Annotated in this window: 24 protein-coding genes; 11 read left to right on the forward strand and 13 right to left on the reverse strand. The window is 43.4% G+C overall.

Going from position 1 to position 19935, the window contains the following annotated elements; all coding sequences use genetic code 11:
• Positions 1-60 precede the first annotated feature (60 nt).
• The 3 genes from proX to proV are packed head-to-tail and all read right to left on the reverse strand — an operon-like array spanning position 61 to position 3346.
• Positions 61-1068, reverse strand: coding sequence for a glycine betaine/L-proline ABC transporter substrate-binding protein ProX (gene proX / locus LMH68_RS02185; protein ID WP_017065955.1), 1008 nt, complete (start codon positions 1066-1068; stop codon positions 61-63).
• The gene (gene proW / locus LMH68_RS02190) at positions 1061-2155 is read right to left on the reverse strand and encodes a glycine betaine/L-proline ABC transporter permease ProW (protein ID WP_229647197.1); all 1095 of its coding nucleotides are present in this window, start codon (positions 2153-2155) and stop codon (positions 1061-1063) included. The genes proX and proW overlap by 8 nt, the downstream gene beginning before the upstream one ends.
• Positions 2156-2158: 3 nt before the next feature.
• Positions 2159-3346 carry a glycine betaine/L-proline ABC transporter ATP-binding protein ProV gene (proV, locus tag LMH68_RS02195; RefSeq protein ID WP_048614446.1) on the reverse strand — a complete coding sequence of 396 codons (1188 nt, stop codon included), beginning with the start codon at positions 3344-3346 and terminating at the stop codon, positions 2159-2161.
• A 641-nt stretch (positions 3347-3987) separates the two neighbouring features.
• Between proV and LMH68_RS02200 the strand changes: the two genes are divergently transcribed.
• A complete protein-coding gene (locus tag LMH68_RS02200) occupies positions 3988-4725 on the forward strand; it encodes an HAD-IIB family hydrolase (protein ID WP_229647196.1) in 738 nt (245 codons plus the stop codon).
• Between the two features lie 49 nt (positions 4726-4774).
• On the opposite strand, the gene LMH68_RS02205 is transcribed toward LMH68_RS02200, so the two are convergent.
• The gene (locus tag LMH68_RS02205; RefSeq protein WP_017065368.1) at positions 4775-4987 is read right to left on the reverse strand and encodes a TIGR02450 family Trp-rich protein; all 213 of its coding nucleotides are present in this window, start codon (positions 4985-4987) and stop codon (positions 4775-4777) included.
• Positions 4988-5162: 175 nt separating this feature from the next.
• Here LMH68_RS02205 and LMH68_RS02210 point away from each other — a divergent pair, with 175 nt between their 5' ends.
• Both LMH68_RS02210 and LMH68_RS02215 read left to right on the forward strand, forming a co-directional pair.
• Positions 5163-5438 carry a nitrogenase-stabilizing/protective protein NifW gene (locus LMH68_RS02210; RefSeq protein WP_229647195.1) on the forward strand — a complete coding sequence of 92 codons (276 nt, stop codon included), beginning with the start codon at positions 5163-5165 and terminating at the stop codon, positions 5436-5438.
• A gap of 135 nt (positions 5439-5573) precedes the next feature.
• Positions 5574-6698, forward strand: coding sequence for a M14-type cytosolic carboxypeptidase (locus LMH68_RS02215; RefSeq protein WP_229647194.1), 1125 nt, complete (start codon positions 5574-5576; stop codon positions 6696-6698).
• Positions 6699-6841: 143 nt separating this feature from the next.
• Here LMH68_RS02215 and LMH68_RS02220 read toward each other — a convergent pair whose 3' ends face one another.
• Positions 6842-7198 carry a PilZ domain-containing protein gene (locus tag LMH68_RS02220; protein WP_229647193.1) on the reverse strand — a complete coding sequence of 119 codons (357 nt, stop codon included), beginning with the start codon at positions 7196-7198 and terminating at the stop codon, positions 6842-6844.
• 267 nt (positions 7199-7465) lie between these two features.
• Positions 7466-8092 (reverse strand): LysE family translocator, encoded by a 627-nt coding sequence (locus LMH68_RS02225; protein WP_017060328.1) that lies wholly within the window; start codon positions 8090-8092, stop codon positions 7466-7468.
• Positions 8093-8301: 209 nt separating this feature from the next.
• On the opposite strand from LMH68_RS02225, the gene LMH68_RS02230 reads away from it, so the two are divergent.
• From LMH68_RS02230 to LMH68_RS02240, 3 genes are all read left to right on the forward strand, one after another.
• Positions 8302-9540, forward strand: a complete 1239-nt coding sequence (locus LMH68_RS02230; protein ID WP_229647192.1) for a DEAD/DEAH box helicase — start codon at positions 8302-8304, stop codon at positions 9538-9540.
• Positions 9541-9794: 254 nt separating this feature from the next.
• The gene (locus LMH68_RS02235; RefSeq protein WP_004734659.1) at positions 9795-10016 is read left to right on the forward strand and encodes a hypothetical protein; all 222 of its coding nucleotides are present in this window, start codon (positions 9795-9797) and stop codon (positions 10014-10016) included.
• Positions 10017-10158: 142 nt separating this feature from the next.
• A complete protein-coding gene (locus tag LMH68_RS02240) occupies positions 10159-10461 on the forward strand; it encodes an MTH1187 family thiamine-binding protein (RefSeq protein WP_017065764.1) in 303 nt (100 codons plus the stop codon).
• A gap of 57 nt (positions 10462-10518) precedes the next feature.
• Here LMH68_RS02240 and LMH68_RS02245 read toward each other — a convergent pair whose 3' ends face one another.
• Both LMH68_RS02245 and LMH68_RS02250 read right to left on the reverse strand, forming a co-directional pair.
• Complete coding sequence (locus LMH68_RS02245; RefSeq protein ID WP_017060325.1) at positions 10519-10686, reverse strand: hypothetical protein; 168 nt, start codon at positions 10684-10686, stop codon at positions 10519-10521.
• A gap of 109 nt (positions 10687-10795) precedes the next feature.
• Complete coding sequence (locus tag LMH68_RS02250) at positions 10796-11059, reverse strand: DUF1289 domain-containing protein (protein WP_017060324.1); 264 nt, start codon at positions 11057-11059, stop codon at positions 10796-10798.
• A 188-nt stretch (positions 11060-11247) separates the two neighbouring features.
• Here LMH68_RS02250 and LMH68_RS02255 point away from each other — a divergent pair, with 188 nt between their 5' ends.
• The 5 genes from LMH68_RS02255 (at position 11248) to LMH68_RS02275 (ending at position 16212) form a co-directional block, all read left to right on the forward strand.
• Positions 11248-11694, forward strand: coding sequence for an META domain-containing protein (locus LMH68_RS02255; protein WP_004734625.1), 447 nt, complete (start codon positions 11248-11250; stop codon positions 11692-11694).
• 428 nt (positions 11695-12122) lie between these two features.
• Positions 12123-13289, forward strand: coding sequence for an ABC transporter substrate-binding protein (locus LMH68_RS02260; RefSeq protein ID WP_017068055.1), 1167 nt, complete (start codon positions 12123-12125; stop codon positions 13287-13289).
• A gap of 5 nt (positions 13290-13294) precedes the next feature.
• Positions 13295-14995, forward strand: a complete 1701-nt coding sequence (locus LMH68_RS02265; RefSeq protein WP_229647191.1) for an ABC transporter permease — start codon at positions 13295-13297, stop codon at positions 14993-14995.
• The gene (locus tag LMH68_RS02270) at positions 14961-15611 is read left to right on the forward strand and encodes an ATP-binding cassette domain-containing protein (protein WP_017065359.1); all 651 of its coding nucleotides are present in this window, start codon (positions 14961-14963) and stop codon (positions 15609-15611) included. Before LMH68_RS02265 ends, LMH68_RS02270 begins: the two co-directional genes overlap by 35 nt.
• Positions 15601-16212, forward strand: coding sequence for a CDP-alcohol phosphatidyltransferase family protein (locus LMH68_RS02275; RefSeq protein WP_017065358.1), 612 nt, complete (start codon positions 15601-15603; stop codon positions 16210-16212). Before LMH68_RS02270 ends, LMH68_RS02275 begins: the two co-directional genes overlap by 11 nt.
• A gap of 50 nt (positions 16213-16262) precedes the next feature.
• Here LMH68_RS02275 and LMH68_RS02280 read toward each other — a convergent pair whose 3' ends face one another.
• Genes LMH68_RS02280 through LMH68_RS02300 form a run of 5 tightly spaced genes read right to left on the reverse strand, consistent with a single transcriptional unit; the run spans position 16263 to position 19874 of the window.
• Positions 16263-16895 carry an OmpA family protein gene (locus tag LMH68_RS02280; protein ID WP_017065357.1) on the reverse strand — a complete coding sequence of 211 codons (633 nt, stop codon included), beginning with the start codon at positions 16893-16895 and terminating at the stop codon, positions 16263-16265.
• Between the two features lie 11 nt (positions 16896-16906).
• The gene (locus LMH68_RS02285) at positions 16907-18151 is read right to left on the reverse strand and encodes a TadE/TadG family type IV pilus assembly protein (RefSeq protein WP_102333169.1); all 1245 of its coding nucleotides are present in this window, start codon (positions 18149-18151) and stop codon (positions 16907-16909) included.
• A gap of 1 nt (position 18152) precedes the next feature.
• A complete protein-coding gene (gene tadF / locus LMH68_RS02290; RefSeq protein ID WP_102333168.1) occupies positions 18153-18692 on the reverse strand; it encodes a tight adherence pilus pseudopilin TadF in 540 nt (179 codons plus the stop codon).
• Complete coding sequence (locus LMH68_RS02295; protein WP_017065354.1) at positions 18673-19212, reverse strand: TadE family protein; 540 nt, start codon at positions 19210-19212, stop codon at positions 18673-18675. The genes tadF and LMH68_RS02295 overlap by 20 nt, the downstream gene beginning before the upstream one ends.
• A gap of 8 nt (positions 19213-19220) precedes the next feature.
• A complete protein-coding gene (locus tag LMH68_RS02300) occupies positions 19221-19874 on the reverse strand; it encodes a tetratricopeptide repeat protein (protein WP_413755451.1) in 654 nt (217 codons plus the stop codon).
• Positions 19875-19935 lie beyond the last annotated feature (61 nt).

Here is a 19935-nt window from a genome sequence, read left to right on the forward strand (position 1 = left end):
CAACACGCTCATCATTTCAAATCAAAGTGTCTGGTAAGACAGAACAAATACAAGTCAAAGTTACAGTGCTGCTTTCTTCGCTTCTGTAATCCAACCATCGAACGTGCTTTGGTTCGCTTTGATCCAACCGTTTACGTGCGCTTCGATATCCGCAGAGCTGTTCTTACCTTTACTCATCATCATGTTCTGAGCGCTTACATCATTGATGTTAAGTTTGATGATTTCAAAAAGCTTCGCTGCTGATGGGTTGTTCTTAGCAAACTCTTTATTCGCAATAATGCGCATTGAGTTCATTTCGAAGCCGTAGTTTTTGCCGTTAGATAGCGTCGTATCCACGTTCGAACGCTCGCCAGGAAGTGCTGAGAAAGGAACTTCTAACCAAACTACATCTTCGTTAGGCACCAATACGCCACTTACCCAGTAAGGTGTCCACGTGTAGTAAAGGATTGATTCACCCTTTTGGTAACGAGAAATTGTATCTGCAATGATTGCAGCGTAGTTACCTTGGTTGTGAGTTACCGTATCGTCCAGTTTGAACGCTGAAAGTTGGTGTTCAATCACCATCTCACAACCCCAACCTGGGTTACAGCCTGTTAGGTCTGCTTTGCCATCACCGTCCGCATCAAACAGCTTCGCGATTTTTGGATCAGTTAATTGACCAATGTTGGTGATGTTGTACTTTTCAGCCGTTTTCTTATCAATTAGGTAACCTTGAGCAGCGCCGCTTACATATTGGCCTTCACGGTAGAATTTCTCATCACCACCTGCCATTGTGTATTTATCAGCATGAAGCGGGAACCAACCTACCGTTAGGAACGTTGCGTCACCCTTTGCAATCGAGGTGTAGCCTACGTTGTAGTCCACTTCTTGAGTTGATTTCACGTCATAACCCAGTTCTTCTAGAGCACGGTTAACGATCAATGTTTGGAATGTCTCTTCCGCTACAGACGATTGAACAGGCTGAACTGATACGCCATCACCCGGTAGGCTTGCTGCCCACACGTTAGTCGATACCGCTAATGTAGAAACGATGCTTACTGCGAGTTTACTCTTCCATGAATTATTCATTGTTGTTTTTCCTTAATTGAAGTTCTGATTTGTTACCGCGATTAAGTACATTCAGTACAAGGGAAACAGGTCCCATGCGATACCAGCGTAATTTTGTATTACCAGCATTGACACCCAGTACTTGGGTGATTCTGTCTAATAAGATGGCTAAGATAACGATGCCTAAACCACCAACAGCGGCCAGTCCCATATCTAAACGGCCAATACCTCTCAGTACCATTTGACCTAAACCACCTACCGCAATCATTGATGCGATAACCACCATCGATAACGACAACATCAGTGTTTGGTTCACGCCCGCCATGATAGTTGGTAATGCAAGTGGCAGTTGAATTCGGTAAAGCATCTGCTTTTTGCTTGCACCGAATGAGTGACCCGCTTCGATCAATTCTTCCGGAACTTGCTGAATACCCAAGATGGTCAAACGAACAACAGGAGGAAGTGCGAATATGATGGTCACCACGACACCCGGAACGTTACCGATACCAAACAACATGACGATCGGTACTAAATAAACGAAGGCTGGTGTGGTTTGCATAGCATCCAAAATTGGGCGCACGAATTTAGCCGCCGTGTTACTTCGAGCGAGCCATATCCCCATGGGTAAGCCAATCAATAGGCAGAAGAATACGGATGTCATGACCAGTGACAATGTGGTCATTGCTTCAGACCAAGCGCCAATCAAGCCAATGAAAGTCAAAGATACGGCCGTTGCAACGCCAAGCTTCAAGTTTGAAAACTGCCATGCCACTAGAAACAAGATGATCAACATGAATGGTGCTGGCGTAGACACCAACGCCGTTTCAAATGAACTTAGGATAAAATCGATAGGCACACGGATTGCCTGGAATAATGGGCGTCCGTGCTCAACTAACCAATTCAGTCCAGACTCAACCCAAGTGTCAACAGGCAGCACAGCCTCTGCAAAAGGGTTAAGTGGATCAAAAGGTGTCGTTTCAACGGTTTCGCTGCTTAACCAATCCGCTGACGGTGAGGTATCAGCGGATTGACCCCAAGGATCACTTGCAGGTTGAGCTGCAGGAGCCGATTGAGACCATGGGTCATTATTTGTTTGTTCAGACGACATGATCTACCCCTTATCCAATGTTTGTAACAGTCGTGACTTAGTCACCACGCCAAAGTAATTACCTTGCTCATCCACAACAGGCACTGAGTAAGGCACACCACCAACTAGGCCAAGCACATCATTGATTGGTAAATCAGGGTTCAGCGTTAATCCATCATCGAGCTGCGCGCTGACGAGTGATTTGTTCTCTTTGTGAGCTTTACGAAGCGAGTCAATAGAGACAATGCCGGAGTAACGGCTGCTCTTCTCAACTACGATGCCGTATTCGCGGTCGTTATCCATTAAAATTTGCAGAGCGGACGCCGGGCCATCGTGTTCTGATTTTTTAAATACCGCGGCTGGCTTCTTACGCGCAATGTCTTTCACAGTAAGCACGCTTGCCACGTTCACACCGCGGAAGAAAGCTTCGACATAATCGTTGGCTGGGTTATTAAGAATATCGTCTGGAGTACCTACTTGAACCACTTCGCCATTTTGCATAATCGCAATTCGGTCACCGATACGCATCGCTTCATCCAAATCATGTGAGATAAAAACAATGGTTCGTTTATCGTCATTTTGAAGGCGAATAAGCTCATCTTGCATTTCTGTACGAATCAAAGGATCGAGTGCCGAGAACGCTTCATCCATTAACAAGATATCTGGGTCACATGCTAGTGCACGAGCCAAACCCACACGCTGCTTCATACCACCAGATAGTTCATCTGGGTAAGACTCTGAATATGCGCCAAGGCCAACACGTTCAAGCGCTTCAAGTGCTGACTGCTTTCGTTGTTCAACTTCAACACCCGCAAGCTCTAGACCAAATGCGGCATTCTCGATGACCGTCATATGCGGCATCAAAGCGAAATTTTGAAAAACCATCGAGATGTTGTTGCGGCGAACTTCGCGGAGTTCATCTTCTGAGATGTGGGCAATGTCTTTGCCTCGAAGAAGCACATTGCCTTTGGTAGGTTCGATCAAGCGGTTAAGAAGGCGTACTAGGGTTGATTTGCCAGATCCTGACAGTCCCATTATGACGAAAATCTCGCCTTCTTGAATACTAAGAGAAACATCGTTAACGCCGATCGTTAGCCCTGTTTCTTCGAAAACTTTATCTTTATTTGCGCCTTCATTAATCATTGTAAAAGCACGGTCGGTGTCTTCACCAAACACCTTGTACAGTCCCTTAACTTCCAGTATGGGATCCATGTAATCTAATCCTTTCTCAGTTATTTAAACTTAAAAATGGTTATTTAAACCCGAAAAACAATTAGCACTCTAAGTAATTAGCACATGTAAATCAAGGAGCTTCGTTCGGTAAAACAAGGTAACAGACCGAAACCAGACCAGTGAAAGCAAGACCAAAAAACAAGCAAAAATATAACAAACCACTGATAATTAAAGGGATAAATTAGACGGATGCACTACCAATATTATGTATTACTTAGTCGTAGATTATTGAATATTAATTTTACATTAGAGTAATTAATAGGCTGAATGAACCAACAAAAGCCACAATTAGTTCGTGCACAAATAATTCGAATACGAACTATTTATTAAGCTTTCATGATGTTTCCGAGTCGAAAGTTAGCTCGGTAGGAAAGATAAGATCAACTCTCAATCTCTACCTAAAAACCAAAGGTCAACCGGCTAAAGTCAGCGAGTTGAAATCAACCTTTTCAACCAAGAATTTTAATACGTCACACCAACTGTGATACTTGCTGCAAACTGCCAATTGGTGATTATCTAAGCTGAACTTCAACTTGTAGAGTGCTCATTGCTGAGCCATTCTTTATAAAAGAAATAAGCATTTTCCCGTGACGAAATAGAGAAAAAGACAAGGAATTCGAATGATAAAAATGTTGGTGTGTGACTTTGACGGTACGCTTGATGGAGGCTCATCTCACGGTGTTAACCAGCTATTTGATTACCTCACAGAACAACCTGATATTCGCTTTATCATCGCGACAGGAAGAACATTACCTTCGATTCGAATGGGTTTAGAATCGGATAACTACCCGAAGCCACACAGTATTATTAGCGATGTGGGCACCAAAATTCATCATGTTCATTCCCAAAAACCAGACCATGTTTGGCATAACCAACTGGAAGCTTCTTGGAACAAATCAAGGGTAGAGACGGCTCTCGCCCCCTTTGATTTTATGGGTGATCGCATAGAAAACCATCAAGGCGATTACAAGATCACCTTTGAAGGAAAGCTTTCAGAGCCTCAACACGAACTGATTGAATCTAGCTTGGAGATGCACGGATTAGATGTTCACCTGACTTACTCTCATGATTGGTACTTAGATATCACACCAAAAGGCGTTAACAAGGCGACTGCGATTCACCACCTACTCGAACAACACGATTTGAGCGTTGCAGAAGTGTGCGTCGCAGGTGACTCAGCTAACGACACCTCAATGCTCACCATTGAAGGCGTAAACTCGATACTGGTTGCTAACCATTACCCAGAGGTTGCTCACCTATCGGATAGAGACAACGTATACACGAGTAGAGCAACACATGCTGAGGGTGTCTTAGAAGGCCTTAAATACTGGCAAGGACGTGCGTCGAGTATCCGATAAACGCCAGTTCGCCATTAACAACAGATTAGAATCAAACAGGCTTCTAGCCCTACTTCCAGCCTGGGAGCCAATTTTGATTATCAGTAAGCTCTCGCCAATTGATGTTTTCTTCTCGTTTAGTCATTACTGCCTCTATCATGCAGCGCACTACTTCCCCTTCATCAAATTCAACTTCTGTGACCATAAAGTGCTTTTCTTTCTTCAAAGGGCTAACGGCCGTCCATTTACTGCGAAGTAGTTTCTTTGGATTGATTCGATTCATTGGTTCTGTCCTGTCTTAGTTTTTTATACTTTATCTATAATCCTCAAAGAGTTAAAAAGATCACTTCAAGTTTAAAAAGCCCACGATTCAAACCCAGGTAAGTCATAACTAAAATCAATAAAACAAATCGTAAACTCGATACAATAGTTGTCACCAGAACAGAAACCTACTTCCCATGAGCCAAACAGAATTCCAGCAAAAAATAGCGAGTTTCACCGCCATCGAACAAGCGCTTGATTACTTCGAAATTGGCTTTGATAGCAAGTTTATCGACCAAAATAGAATAGAGCTTGTGAAGCGCTTTAATGGTTATCTGATCCTATCGAAACCCGATGATTGGTTTTCGGGAAGAAGAGCACTGAAAAGCGCGTACTGTAAGGTTCAACGCAGTAAACTGGATCGCTACACACGATCAGCCTGTCGTGGGTGTACAACTTGTCAGCGTCGATAGATAGGAAGTACTGCTCAAAGTAGAGAACTAAAAAGTAGATAGTTGAAATAACATCTCATTACGATTTAGTTAGTGGTTTGCTCGAAAAAAAGTGTGCTAGTCTTACGGCAACTCAACTACGAGATAAAAACTACAATGAAAATTTTCAGCAATTTCGAAAGCGGCAACATTCACGTCGTTTCTGCAGATTCACCACAAAACATTCAACTGACGATCCCAGCAGACAACCAGACTGAAATCTCTCAGTGGTTTCATTTCCGTTTAGAAAGTGAAGCTCAACAAGCTCACCACTTTGAAATCGGCCAATTGGCAACATCTGCTTACCCTGATGGGTGGAAAGATTATGATGTTGTAGCATCTTATGACCGTGAAGAGTGGTTTCGTATTCCATCTCAGTTCGATGGCGATACATTAAGCTTTGATATCATCCCTGAACACGATTCAATGTACTTCGCCTACTTTGCGCCGTACTCATACGATCGTCACCAAGATCTTCTGCACAGTGCTCAAACGCACCCGGCTTGTAAGCTTGAAACTCTAGGTCGCACGCTAGACAACAACGACATCACCTTGCTAACCATTGGTGAGCCAAGTGAAGAGAAGAAAAACATCTGGGTTATTGGTCGCCAACACCCTGGCGAGACGATGGCTGAATGGCTGATCGAAGGCCTGCTACAACGCCTACTTGATGAAACAGATACGGTTGGTCGCTCTCTTCTAGACAGCGTTGTGTTCAGAGTTGTACCAAACATGAACCCAGATGGCAGCATCCGCGGTCACCTGCGTACTAACGCGATTGGCGTAAACCTGAACCGCGAATGGCAATCACCTTCTATGGAACGCAGCCCAGAGGTATTCCTTGTTCGCGAGCGTATGCTGGAAACGGGCGTTGACCTGTGTCTAGATATTCACGGCGACGAAGCGATTCCATATAACTTTGTAGCAGGTAGCGAAGGCACACCTTCTTACAACGAGCGCATCGCGAAGCTAGAGAGCCACTTCAAGCAAGCACTGCTCACTATCACGCCAGAGTTCCAAGATGAATTTGGTTACGATAAAGACGAACCAGGCAAAGCAAACATGACAGTTGGCACAAACTGGATTGGTGAGCAATTCAAGTGTTTGGCTTACACCGTCGAGATGCCATTTAAAGATCACATCAGTCACGCTGACGAACTTTACGGCTGGTCTCCAGAACGAAGTGTCGCGTTTGGTCACGATATGCTAGCCGCAGTTTGGGCTACAGTAGACGAGCTATAAGGCGAACTAAGCTCATTAGCTTTACCTGTATCGCCTTTGGTTTATAAGAATCTGGGCTATAGATAGAACAAAGCCCAGCACTTGTGAAAGTGCTGGGCTTTTTAATATCGGCTTGGATGAGTGAATCTAACTTTAAAAGCTTTCTATGCCACTCTGAGGCTAGCAAAAAACACTGGGTATCTTTGCCTAATGTGGCGTTGTTCAGACACCATATCTTTGAAGCTCGGACCTTGTGATAACTGAACGATCACTTCGTCACCTTCTTGTCGCAATACAGCACCGCTAATATCGATACTGTTGTTGTCATGCAACCTCAAGATGCCGGCCATTGAAAAGCCACGATAAACCGGAATGATGTTACGCATCATCAGGCGTACACCCTTTTCAGAAACTTCGCTGACATGAAAAAGCTCATCCTTAATTCGCATCACCGGACGAGCCTTTTGAGGGTACTTTAAGCGGTAATATTTGCGTTTCTGGGTGAATGAATCTTCACGCATTGGTGACTCCCTGTCTCTGTTATTTCGGTCAAGCAATAGGCTGTAGCTTCAATTGGTCTCAAATAAACACATTCACCAAATTGATAGCTAATAATTATATCGACTTCCCGAGCTAATGCTTTAGAGATTTATACAGAGAAACACTGATTGCTTAGCATTCAGTAAAAAATGAGAACTGAATCGGAAATGAAAACTAAGATGGAAACGAGAACTAAGCCGGAAATGAACTGAACCAATAGCTAAAAACCCAATTCTTCGCATCGCACCCTAAAGCTGAAACAATGCCAACTGAATGCTGAAGCCCACGAATAGAATCCCACACACAATGTTCATCATTTGCGAGGTGCGCTTTTGAACTAACAAGCGCTTAAAGGTATCCGCCATTAAGATCACAACTAAGAACCACATCGACACCACTGACGCTTGAATTGCACCAAGTATCAAACTGTCTGTCACAATCGCATCTGTTGAAACAAATTGAGGGAATATAGAAAGATAAAACAGGACAATTTTAGGATTCAGTAGATTAGTGAGAAGCCCTTTGAAAAATTGCTTATAAAGCTTACTTCCCGATGCACTGACCACAGAGAGCACGCCCTCTTGAGCGCGCAGCGCCGCACGAAAATGGTTATACCCAAGCCAGACAAGATACAAAACCCCAGCCCACTTTAGCCCTTCAAAGGCCATGGGAGTGTTCGACAGTAATAAGCTTATGCCGTTAGCCGAGATAAAGGCATGAAAAAAGAAACCACATGACACGCCCAACACGTTCACAAATGCGAACAGCTTCCTTTGAGTTAAGGCTGTGCTTAATACCAACAGCGCATTTGGGCCCGGGATAATGGCAATAAAAAACACGATAACGATAAACAGCCAGATACTGTCCCAACTCATTTCGATCTCATTTCATGAACATTTTTAGGGCGGACATTGTACGTCCATTCAGTGCCATTACAATATGATAAACGCTTAATTATCGCGTATAGCTAACAGACATAATTCGCGCGTATAATGAATGTGTTTATCGTCTAACATACAAAACTGATTCTCTAACATTTGTAGCCCTGATAGACTCCACCTCCTTTTTGATACTTGGTTCATTTATGTCATTTGATAGCCTAACCCTTAACGCAAAAACCGTCTCCGCGCTCTCATCTCAATTCAATAAGCCGACAGAGATACAGCAAGCGGTAATTCCTACCATTATTGCGGGGAAAGACGTACTCGCATTGGCTCAAACGGGCAGCGGTAAAACATTGGCGTTCGGCTTACCTTTACTGAATAACATCAACCAAGATGTGAATGAACTGCAAGCACTGATCATTGTTCCAACCCGTGAACTTGCATCTCAAGTGACCAAATCTTTAGAACCGATCGCGACAACGCTCAATATCAAATTGGTAACGCTAACGGGCGGCGTAAATACTGATGATCAACAGCAACAATTATCGACTAAACCACAATTAGCCATCGCCACACCGGGCCGCTTACTTGCTTTAATCAAAAGTGATGAACTGGATGTCGCTCAGTGTTCATCATTGGTTCTTGATGAAGCCGACCGCCTGATAGACATGGGCTTTTGGCCAGATGTTCAAGCGATTACTTCAGCACTACCGAGCAAACGTCAGTCACTGTTGTTCTCTGCGACACTTCCGCCCGAATTAGTAGGTCAGGCTGAAGAGCTTCTTTCAAATCCAGTTAAGGTCACGACACATCAAGAAAACAGCGTGGTCGCGGCTATTGAAGAAACCCTGTATTTAGTGAACAAAGGCAGTAAAGCTCAAGCGCTCATCGCACTACTCAATCAACACACATGGCCGCAAGTATTGGTATTTATTGGCGCAAAAGACAATGCCGATGCATTAACCAAACGATTGAATAAAGCCAAAATCAGTGTGAGTGCGTTACATGGAAATAAGAGCCAAGAAGAACGAGAGCAAGCATTAGAAAGTTTCAAAAATGGCGAGACTCGTGTGCTTATCGCGACAGACGTGATGGCTAGAGGCATTCATATTGATCAGTTACCTGTCGTAATTAACTTCGAATTACCTTCTCACTCAGCAACTTACGTACACCGCGTTGGTCGTACAGCAAGAGCAGGAAGTACTGGCTGCGCGGTCTCTCTGGTTAGCCACAGCGAAACTGACTACCTCAATGCGATTCGCACCTTGACCAATAAGCCGTTAGTGCTGCAACCATTAGAGGGTTTCCCGGTTACCGACAAACCTGCATCTGAAACGACCGCTCGCAAGCGTCCACCTAAAGATAAAATGGCCAATCGAAGAACAGCTAAAAAGAAAAGCATTAAGCAATTTAAAAGCAAACCAAATAGCTCTAAGTAACCAGAAATAACTCTAAGTAACCAGAAATAGAATGGTCAGCTCAGTTTGTACTGGGCTTTTTATATGCAATCAAATGTAAAATCACAACCTATCGACTCAGACAAAATGCCAATTTAAATGACACTTTTGTGAATTATGATGCCAAGGTATTGATTCTTGGTTGCTCAAAAAAAATACTTTCTGATCACGTTGACGCCCCTATATCTGGCAACTAGATTTTTCTATTAGTGTCTAAAAACCGGGAGGTCATTGAAATGAAACGTGCAAGCTCTACATATCGATTACAACTGATTAAGGAAGTGGCTACTCGCCGAGATCGTCAGAGTTCCAATGACCCAATGGCAAACTACATACAAAACCTAATCGACAACAAAGACGACTGTGATACCTCGGTGGAACGCAACCAGAGGTTCAGTGGTAGTCATTTTGATGAGCATATTGGTGGTTGGGTTAGCGACCACTGGGGTAGCAAGTAGTCCGATATCTCCAGTCACTCGTGTCATAAATAAAGCAGCGTAACCGCTGTAGAATTTATCTCCGCATTAACCTATCATCTGCAACAAATCCCTATCATTGAGTAAGCAGAAAGTGTCTGAGTTAAAAAGAGAAAAAGAAGTGATGGTTGCCTTCCAAGTGATCCCTCGCGTTAAAGAAGGCAACAACTTCGAAGTAGTTGATAAAGCCATTGAAGTTGTGAAAGCAGCCGATGTCCCTTTCCAAGTTGGTGCGATGGAAACCACAATGAAAGGTGAACTCAATCAATTACTCGATATCGTTAAAAAAGCAGAACAAGCTTGCTACGATGCAGGGGCGGTAGAAGTGATCACAAACATTAAGATTCACAGTAAAACCACCGAGGCCGATGATACATTTTGCACGTACCATCGTGGTGTAACGAAAGCGAATCACATGTTTGTTTAATCACATTTTTGTTTCTGAAAACTGAGCTTTAAGAAAGGCTCTGAAGAACCAGTGGTGTTATTGGAAAGGCATGTCTGAGAGGTGAGAAAGGATTTCCATTCGTTCTTCTTCTGACATCGAATGCCAATCACGCGGAGTCTCTTCAGGGTCATCTTTTGCCCCGATCGGTTTTCGGTCAAGTGCTTTGACTGGCTCTTTTTTGATTTTTACGTTCTTTTTATTCATACCGACACCACTCCTTCTGGTACAAAGGTACCTACTTTAATATTACACCCCAACCATTATGTAAAGTAATAGTTACTTCGGAGTTAAATAAAATCTAAATACTTCCTCTTTAGCCAAAAAGATCTCTTTGGGGACTGGTATTTCCCTCTTCATCGACCTGCTTACCAATCAAGTTTTTTTGATTCATTATTTTTCTTCTATAGCGCTGACGACACAGCTTTATCACGTGCAATTGTTCTGACGGTGTCATCGACATCCAATTAAAGCGCTCTTCTCTCTTGCGCATACAACCGTTGCAATAGCCTTTGTCATCGCTTGAACAAACCCCAACGCAAGGGCTTGGAACTTGGAAAAACTCTAACTGCTCCACCATGCCTCCTTACACATTCAAAATTACACTTACTCTCTCAAAAATAAGCGATTAATTTGTCGCCTGGCTCATGAAATCCATACTAAACTATGACCTTATACTGACACATATAGTGTTTTGTAAACTATACTTTGAACCCATCAAGTTACACTTATCCGGTAACTTCGTTCTTTCCTTTGGAGCCTTATAATATGAAGTTTAGTTCAAAAAAATTACTAGCAGTAGCCGCTTTACCTATGATGCTAGCAGCATGCACAACAACAGGTGACAACGCGATGCAAGTAACACCAACCGATCTACAGCACCATAATTGGGAACTTGCGCAAATTGATGGCAAGGACATTGTGAAAAGCGAAGACCAAGCAGCTCCTCGTCTAGAGATCGGCGAAAAGATGACTGCAAACGGCATGGCTGGTTGTAACAACTTCTTCGGTCAAGGCGAGCTGAAAGACGGTCAATTCCGTATCAAGCAAATGGGCATGACAATGAAAATGTGTCACGGCTCTGCGATGGAAATCGAACAATCGGTTTCTGCTACTCTAAGCGAGTGGAGCGACGTAACGCTAACAAACGATACGCTAGTACTGAAAAACGATGTACACACGCTAACGTACACAATTCGTGACTGGGTAAACTAATCCGTCATCGAAACCAAATACTGATTAAAGGAGCCTGATGGCTCCTTTTTTATTGTCAGCTTGCCCTCACTACTTCTTCAAAATTGACACTCATCGCCGACTTTTCGTACCAGCCTCCAATAAACCTCAAAAATCTCTCATTTAGATGCAATAAATTCAACGGTTCAGCGGTCTGTTGCTAGGATGGCAAAAGCCTAGAGTCTGTCGAGTTTTCGAGGTGATTACAGATCGAACAAAACTCAACCGAGAACTCCCTGCTTGTTCTCAAGTAATTGATTGAATTTACTGTTGAATTAGAATTTATTTCAGAAACAGATAGAATAACTATTAGGGCATGTTGATCTTTCGTTAACCACGAAGGGTCAACACGCCCTAGGGAGTTTGAAAATACAATGCTCTTGCCCGTTCACTACCAAATGGAAAAGTTTATGAACAATATAGTAAGTACGTTAGGAATCATGGCAACCGTTGCATACAGCGCAACCATTTATGCTGATGAAGCAACATCCATCGACAGCTGGAACCAAATAGAACAGCAGGCAGAGGGAGAAACTGTCTACTTTCACGCTTGGGGCGGAAGCCAAGAGATCAATCGTTACCTACAGTGGGCAGGCAAGAAATTACAAAGTGACTACGGTGTCACGTTAAAGCATGTGAAAGTGACCGATATTGCGGAAACCACCACTCGACTGCTTGCTGAAAAAGCGGCAGGAAAGAACAGTGAAGGCAGCGTCGATATCGTCTGGATTAATGGCGAGAACTTCCGTTCGATGAAAGACAACGCGCTATTGTTTGGGCCATTTACGGAATCACTTCCAAATTGGCAGTATGTCGATAAGTCTCTGCCAATTGATGTCGATTTCTCAGAGCCGACAGAAGGCTTAGAAGCACCGTGGGGCGTGGGACAACTGGTGTTCATTCATGACCAAGAAACACTTCACAACCCGCCACAATCATTCTCTGAGATGTTAAGCTACGCTCAGGCTTTCCCGAACCGCTTAAGCTACCCTCGCCCACCAGAGTTTCATGGCACGAGCTTCATTAAGTCACTACTGATTGAACTAACAAACAATAACCCTGCGCTGGCTCAGCCGGTTTCAGAAGACAACTTCCAAGAAGTAACGGCACCACTGTGGGCTTACTTAGATAAATTCCATAAAGTGGCGTGGCGCGGTGGAAAGCAGTTCCCAGCAGGCACATCGGAAAGCATCCAACTTCTGGATGACGGACAGATCGATCTCGCGATTACGTTTAATCCAAACTCTGTTTATTCAGCACAAGCCAGTGGTCGCTTAGCCGAAACCACTAAGGCTTATGCTCTAGAAAGCGGCGCTCTATCTAACATTCACTTCCTTGCGATTCCTTGGAACGCCAATGCAACCGCGGGTGCTCAAGTGACCATTAACTTCTTACTGAGCCCTGAAGCACAGTCTCGCAAGGGGGACCTCAATGTTTGGGGCGATCCTTCGGTTCTGAGCAGCAAGTACCTCACTGGCAGCGCTAAAAACACCCAGCAATTTAAATCGGTTGATGAACCACACCCTAGCTGGCAAAACGCGCTCGAGAAAGAGTGGCTTAAGCGATACGGTAACTAGTCTTCATGCTACGCGCTCTATATTTTGTTGTTATAGCTGTATGCATTATCCCGACCATTCCTGGTGTAGCGGGAGTCGTGGCTTCGTCACTGAGTTTCATCCCGCCCCTTGGTTTAGAGGAGCCGACACTCAACGGTTTTAGCCAAGTCTTTCAATGGGAAGGGGCTTGGCACTCTATTGGCTTAAGCCTAGGTTCAGCAATTGCAAGCAGCTATATAGCCTGCTTCCTGACCTTTTGTATTCTTCAAGCCTCTTGGGGAAACAAGTTTTGGAGAAAGATTGAGTTTACGCTATCGCCAATGCTTGCCATTCCACATGTAGCTTTCGCTATCGGCTTTGCTTTTCTGTTTAGTCCAACGGGGCTTGGCGCAAGAGCGGTACATCACTTGCTCGGCGAATCGGCTACCAGCTCTGAATTGGCGTTATTGGTGAAAGACCCATACGCGTTCGGCTTAATTATTATGCTCGCACTCAAAGAAGTCCCCTTCTTATTGCTGATGAGCATTTCGATACTTCAGCAAATTGATGTAGAGCGTATCACCAAGGTCAGTGCATCGCTCGGTTACAGCCGCGCTCAGATCTGGTGGAAATGTATTTTCCCACAATGGTTTACTAAGCTTCGTTTCCCAATACTGGCGGTACTCGCTTACAGTGTCTCGGTTGTCGATATTGCTTTGATCATAGGCCCAACCAACCCGCCGACCTTTGCCGTTTTGGTATGGCAATGGTTCAACGATCCGGATCTTAACCTACTTCCGCGAGCTGCTGCTGGTGCCATCGTTTTGTTTGGTTTAGCTTCGTTGATCATCGCCTTGGCGCGTTTAGTTGAATGGGCGGTTCTTAAGTACTTTCGAACTTGGCAGTATTCCGGAAGAACAGGGGCAAACCTTCCGGGGAAAACGGTATTCACTGTCCTTGCTAGCCTTTCACTGCTGATCATTCCTTTAATGGTAATTTGGAGCGTTGCTCAGCGTTGGCGCTTCCCTGATTTACTGCCGAGCCGCTACAGCACGCGCTTCTGGGAGTTCGAGTGGGAAGGCATCATGAGCACCGTTGGTCAAAGCTTATGGATTGGTCTGATTGCTGCTTCAATCGCTTTGTTGCTTGCGCTGGTTGCTCACGAATACAGAATCAAATACAAGTGGCAAGTTCCGGGCTTCATTATCGCGATTCCAATGCTAATACCACAGCTTTCAGTGTTGTTTGGTATGCAAGTCACGACCCTCTACATCGGCAGTAGTGCCTATGAGTTCTGGGTGATTTGGGCGCATGTTTTCTTTGCTTTCCCGTTTGTGTACCTGTCTTTGGATGGCCCGTGGAAAAGCTTCAATGATGGGTTGATTAAAGCCTCGCTGAGCCTAGGTAAATCGCCATTTCAGAGTTGGTATTCGATCAAACTACCAATCTTGCTTCCTGCGATTGCCTTTGCTTGGGCGGTCGGGATCAGCGTGAGTTTGGCCCAATACCTTCCAACATTAATGCTCGGCGCGGGCCGTATTAGCACGATCACCACAGAAGCCGTTGCACTTACCAGTGGTTTCGACCGCAGGGTGACAGCAATCTATGCCATTTGGCAGGCCCTATTGCCTCTGTTCTTTTTCTCTTTAGCGATATTAGTCAGCCGACTTCAACTCAGATATCGCCGTCTTACTTTTAAAGGTTTCCTAAGTAATGAGTCTGTACCTCAACGACCTCGCCATCCGTAAAACCGATGGAGATTCGCTGTTCTCAGCGCTAAACGTCACATTAGAATCTGGCCAAATACTGGCTTTGATGGGGCCGAGTGGCTGCGGAAAGTCGACCTTACTGGATGCGATTGCTGGTCACTTAAGTGAAGAGTTTTCGTACTCTGGCACCGTTGTGTTGAACAATATTCAGCTCGACGAGCTTCCATCACATCAGCGTGAAGTCGGTATTTTGTTTCAAGATGACTTGTTGTTTCCGCACCTCAAAGTATGGGAAAACTTGGCCTTTTCGTTACCGAACTCTGTTAAAGGTTCCGCTCGCCAAAAACAAGCAATGGCTGCACTAAAAGACATAGAGCTAACTCACTTAGCTGAATCTTTCCCGGATCAAATATCCGGCGGTCAACGCGCAAGAATAAGCTTGACTCGTATGTTGTTAGCCAAGCCTAAACTCGCCCTGCTTGACGAACCGTTCAGTAAGTTAGACCAAGAGCTCAGAGCACAATTTCGCGATTGGGTCTTCGAACAGCTGACCAAAGCGAATATCCCTACATTAATGGTCACGCACGACGAAGCCGATGTACCTCAAGGGGCAGAAGTACTGTCTTGGCCATGGAGAAGTAACCATGCTGGATAAGTACTCCATTAAGGTCATTAAGTGGCCATTAAATCAGTCTGCTAAATTACTAAACCAATTGGGTATCACGGCCAATCAAACCACGTTATTCGGATTTCTGATTGGGTGTTTAGCGTTTCCAGCGTTGGCATTTCAACAATATGAGTGGGCGTTAGGCTTCATTGTGTTTAATAGAGTATGTGATGGGCTTGATGGAGCCTTGGCTCGAATCCAAGGCATTAGTGATGCGGGCGGTTTCCTCGATATCAGCCTAGATTTCCTATTCTACTCGCTGATCCCTTTTGGATTTGTCATTGCCAACCCAGAACACAACGCCATTGCCGGTGCGTTTTTGATCTTCTCTTTTATCGGCACAGGCAGCAGCTTTTTAGCGTTTGCGGTTATGGCAGGCAAGCGAGGCATCGAAAACCCAGTCTATAAGCATAAGTCTCTGTACTACATGTCAGGGCTAACCGAAGGCACTGAAACCATCGCTTGTTTCATCGCGTTCTGTATTTGGCCTCAACATTTTGCGGTTATCGCTTACACCTTTGGTGCGGCATGTTGGCTAACCACGTTCATGCGTATTTATTTTGGGTTCCAGACTCTCAAAATAAATTAGGACACCAAAAAAGGATACAATCGATAATTGTATCCTTTATTTTGTTGAATCTAATTTACCATCACATCGACACGTCGGTTATTCGCTCTTCCCTGACTTGTGGAGTTAGTGTCTACAGGTGCTAATTCGCCACTCGATAAAATGCTAATTCCTTCAACCCCTTTTGATTGAAGATAAAACGCTACTGAATTCGCACGCTGTTCTCCAAGTGCTAGATTGTAATCAGAACTTCCTACGCTGTCAGTATGACCTTCGAGCAAAAACTTACTACTAGACAACGATGCTAACTTTACAATTTTATCCAGAATATAGAGAGAAGAGTCTGTTAACTGAGACCGGTCGAAAGAAAAGTAAACTTTTGCCAAAGGATCGTCTTGCCTTCCATTTTCTAACTGACCGTTAAGGATTAGAAACTCGCTACAACCTTCGCTGACGCCGACCTCACCAATCAAAAACTGACGCAAATCTTTATTAAGTTCGTGTTTACTCGTCGTTTCAAGCATGCTGAAAGGTCCAGCATTTGGGATAATAGAGATAGGTTCTCCCACTCTAACAGAGCGCTCAATGTCCATCCCTTCTTTTGCACAATACTCGTTAAACATGACTTCTTTCTCTTTGGCTATACTCCCCGCGCTATACACGAAGAAGAAAAGAGCGATAAATAAATACTTTAGTGGATTCATGAACTTTCCTACTACTTAATATGTCCAATTTCTTCTGAAATTAGGTTTAGAATAATTTCCAACAGTTCTTCTGGGTTGGAGGCATCGTAAACATTACTTTCACCAACACAGTCAGCTAAAGCTCTATTGTCATTAACATCATAAGTGAAGCCAATTAAAGCGAGCTGTGCCGTCACTGGCCGCCCAGAAACAGTTCTATCAGAGCTCAGCCCGTCGATAATTTCAGTACACATCCCTTCCTCCACCAAAGCGCTAGCCATATCCGAATCACTGTCGTCTCCATCAGAAAGTATAACGATCAACCGCCGTGGGTTTGGTTTATTTGTCGCTTTTAAGATTTGCGCTGCTCGCATAATACCTTGATAAGAAGCTGTACCTCCATCAGGTGAAAAACTTTTAATATCATCGTCAATACTGTCTAAATCAGACGTCAGTGGGGTGGTATAATAATCATAATTAGCAACATAATCACAACGCTCATCGGATTCTTTTACTTGCCATAAATCTTCAACTGTATTTTTCGCACTCTGTTTATCGCTCCACCCGAACACGATTTGGTTTGAATAATATATTTTTCTTTTACTCCTACTACCATTACACCGACGACCAACCCCATCGACCGAATATGCGGCAAAAGGAACTAAGGCAACCTTATTAAGCTCATCGGGTGAGGCGCTTTCTTGGTTAAATTTATCCAACTCAACGAGCACGTTCGAAATAATATCTTGTACCTCTTGATATTTTCTCTTTGTACCCCACCAATAATCCATTGAACCTGAAAAGTCTGTCACGAATGCAATATCAATGGAGTCACCTTGATATTTTCTCGCTGTACCAGCATGACTTACAGAATACTTTTCATCTAAGCCGACAAAGTTTTCGTTACCGGGAAACCAAGATTCATGCGTGGTAGTTATAGAAATATCATACTGACTATACCTCGCACCGCCTTCGCATTGAGTTTGATCCGTCAACTGACACTCCGTCCTAACGATATTCATAGGCACATTTGTTTCTTTATCTCGTATATAGGCATCTACATATAAACGAGCTAGTGCAGTATTATGCTGTGAACTTGTGCTATTTTGCGCAGAAAGTGCGAGTGCAGCTACTTCAGCAGCATCTCCCAGACGAGCACGATTTTGTATAGCTCTGGCACCATCGATTCCTAATGCAAACAAACCGTAAAAGCCGGGGATGAGTAAAGCAAATAGTATCGCAGCATGTCCTTTCTGTTTGTTTAACGACTGACGCATACTACCTACCCATCATGACAGAAGAAGATTGAACCGTTGTGAAGTCGGTCTCGAATAACTCACCAGCCCAATTATCTGTTTTATAACAGAGAGTTACTCGATACAACGTAGCTCTTCTTCCCCATGACGTCATCATAGATAATGCTTGAAGACCCTGAATGGTTTCTGTCAAGGTACAGCCTCCACCGCGCTTGACCGTCGTAGTATTTGAGTTGCCATTTAAGTCAAAACTTAGCATTTCGAATGTACCTGACAAATTAGCTTGGCTGTAATTTCCGGTAGTACGTTCCAAAGAGTTTCTCGCTACCTTATATAGTGCTTTGGCATCATCCGTTGTTAAAGTGTTATCATTCTTACCATACAATTGAGTTCTTTCTTTTAGCACATTCACAAGAGAATAAGACAAACGGTCCAACTTCCCTTGTATTGATAGCTTTATAATGACGTCTCCCGTCAATATTAAGAGTGTTGCAAAAACAACACCTAGTAATGCAAATTCAACAGAGAACGTTCCTGTCTGTCTATATCTTAAATTGATCACGCTCGTACTCCTGAATCACGATAACTTCACGTGAGAATAAAGTCTCTGTGTCAATTAAAAACGACAACATAGGTTTAAAGTCATAATCAATTCGATATACAGCCATGACACTATTCACAGGCTCCCCACATTCCAACTCATATAAACTGTCATCTTCAATTTCACACTCTCCTTTATATGATGACAAAGCCTGAATATCATCCAAATATTGAATGGAAAGCCTGAATTTATTAGGGTCAATCATCTCTCCCCAAAGAGATCCCTGTGCTTGAATCGAATTTTTAAATGACTGCATAAAATCAGTAGTAGAGCCTGATTCACCTCTAGTGCTAGAATCTTGAATAACAACTTTTGCATCTCTTACTGACTCGGAGATTGCATAGTCACTTACCGAGGACACATAAGACATGTAGCCCATCTCAGCCCAAGTAATACACATCAACCAAAACGCCATAAATGACAAAGCAAACTCGATAGATGCAATGCCCAAGTGCTTTTTTCTATTGTTCGTTTTTCGCATAAAACCACCTATATTATGGGCGAATTTACAGACTGGCTACTTTTGATATCATTTATGATCTGAAATGACTCTTTTTCTGAATAACGACTAGCTAGGATTTTTTTCGCTGAATCTATTTGATTAATTTTCACTAAAGAGAAGACAAGATTAGTCTCGATTTTCTCATTACTTGCCCCTTTAATATAGATAGGCAGAAGCAGAGAAGCTGCATGTTCAAAATCCCCCTCAAGCATAGAAACCATCGCTAAGTTATTCTTGATTTTCACATCATCAACAAAGTGCTCTCTAGATTGTTCAAAATAGTACTTCGACTTTTTTATATAACCTAAATACGCATAGGTTATGCCTAATTGATTCTCAATTTCAGGGTTGTTTTTATCTAATTCATTTGCCCTCAGAAGGCACAATTCAGCCTTTCTAATATTACCGATCTCAAACAATGCGTTGCACTCAACAACGATTGCTTTTACATTCGACTCTTTTTCTCTGACACGAGTTATCACAAATAAGCTAGATTCATAATCACCATTATTCGCGTATGCTTCTGCTAGCTTTATCCTAGTTGAATCACTTTCTTTAATTTTCAATTTACCTTTATAATAAGCTATTAATTTGGGATAGTTATTCGTTTCGATTAATATTGATTCTTTGGATTCGGACAATTTACTATCCAAACTACTGTTAGCACACCCAAAAACAAAATAAGATAAAATTATCACTATT

It is taken from the genome of Vibrio sp. F13, from assembly GCF_020806305.2.
In the GTDB taxonomy this organism is placed as follows: Bacteria; Pseudomonadota; Gammaproteobacteria; order Enterobacterales; family Vibrionaceae; genus Vibrio; species Vibrio crassostreae_C.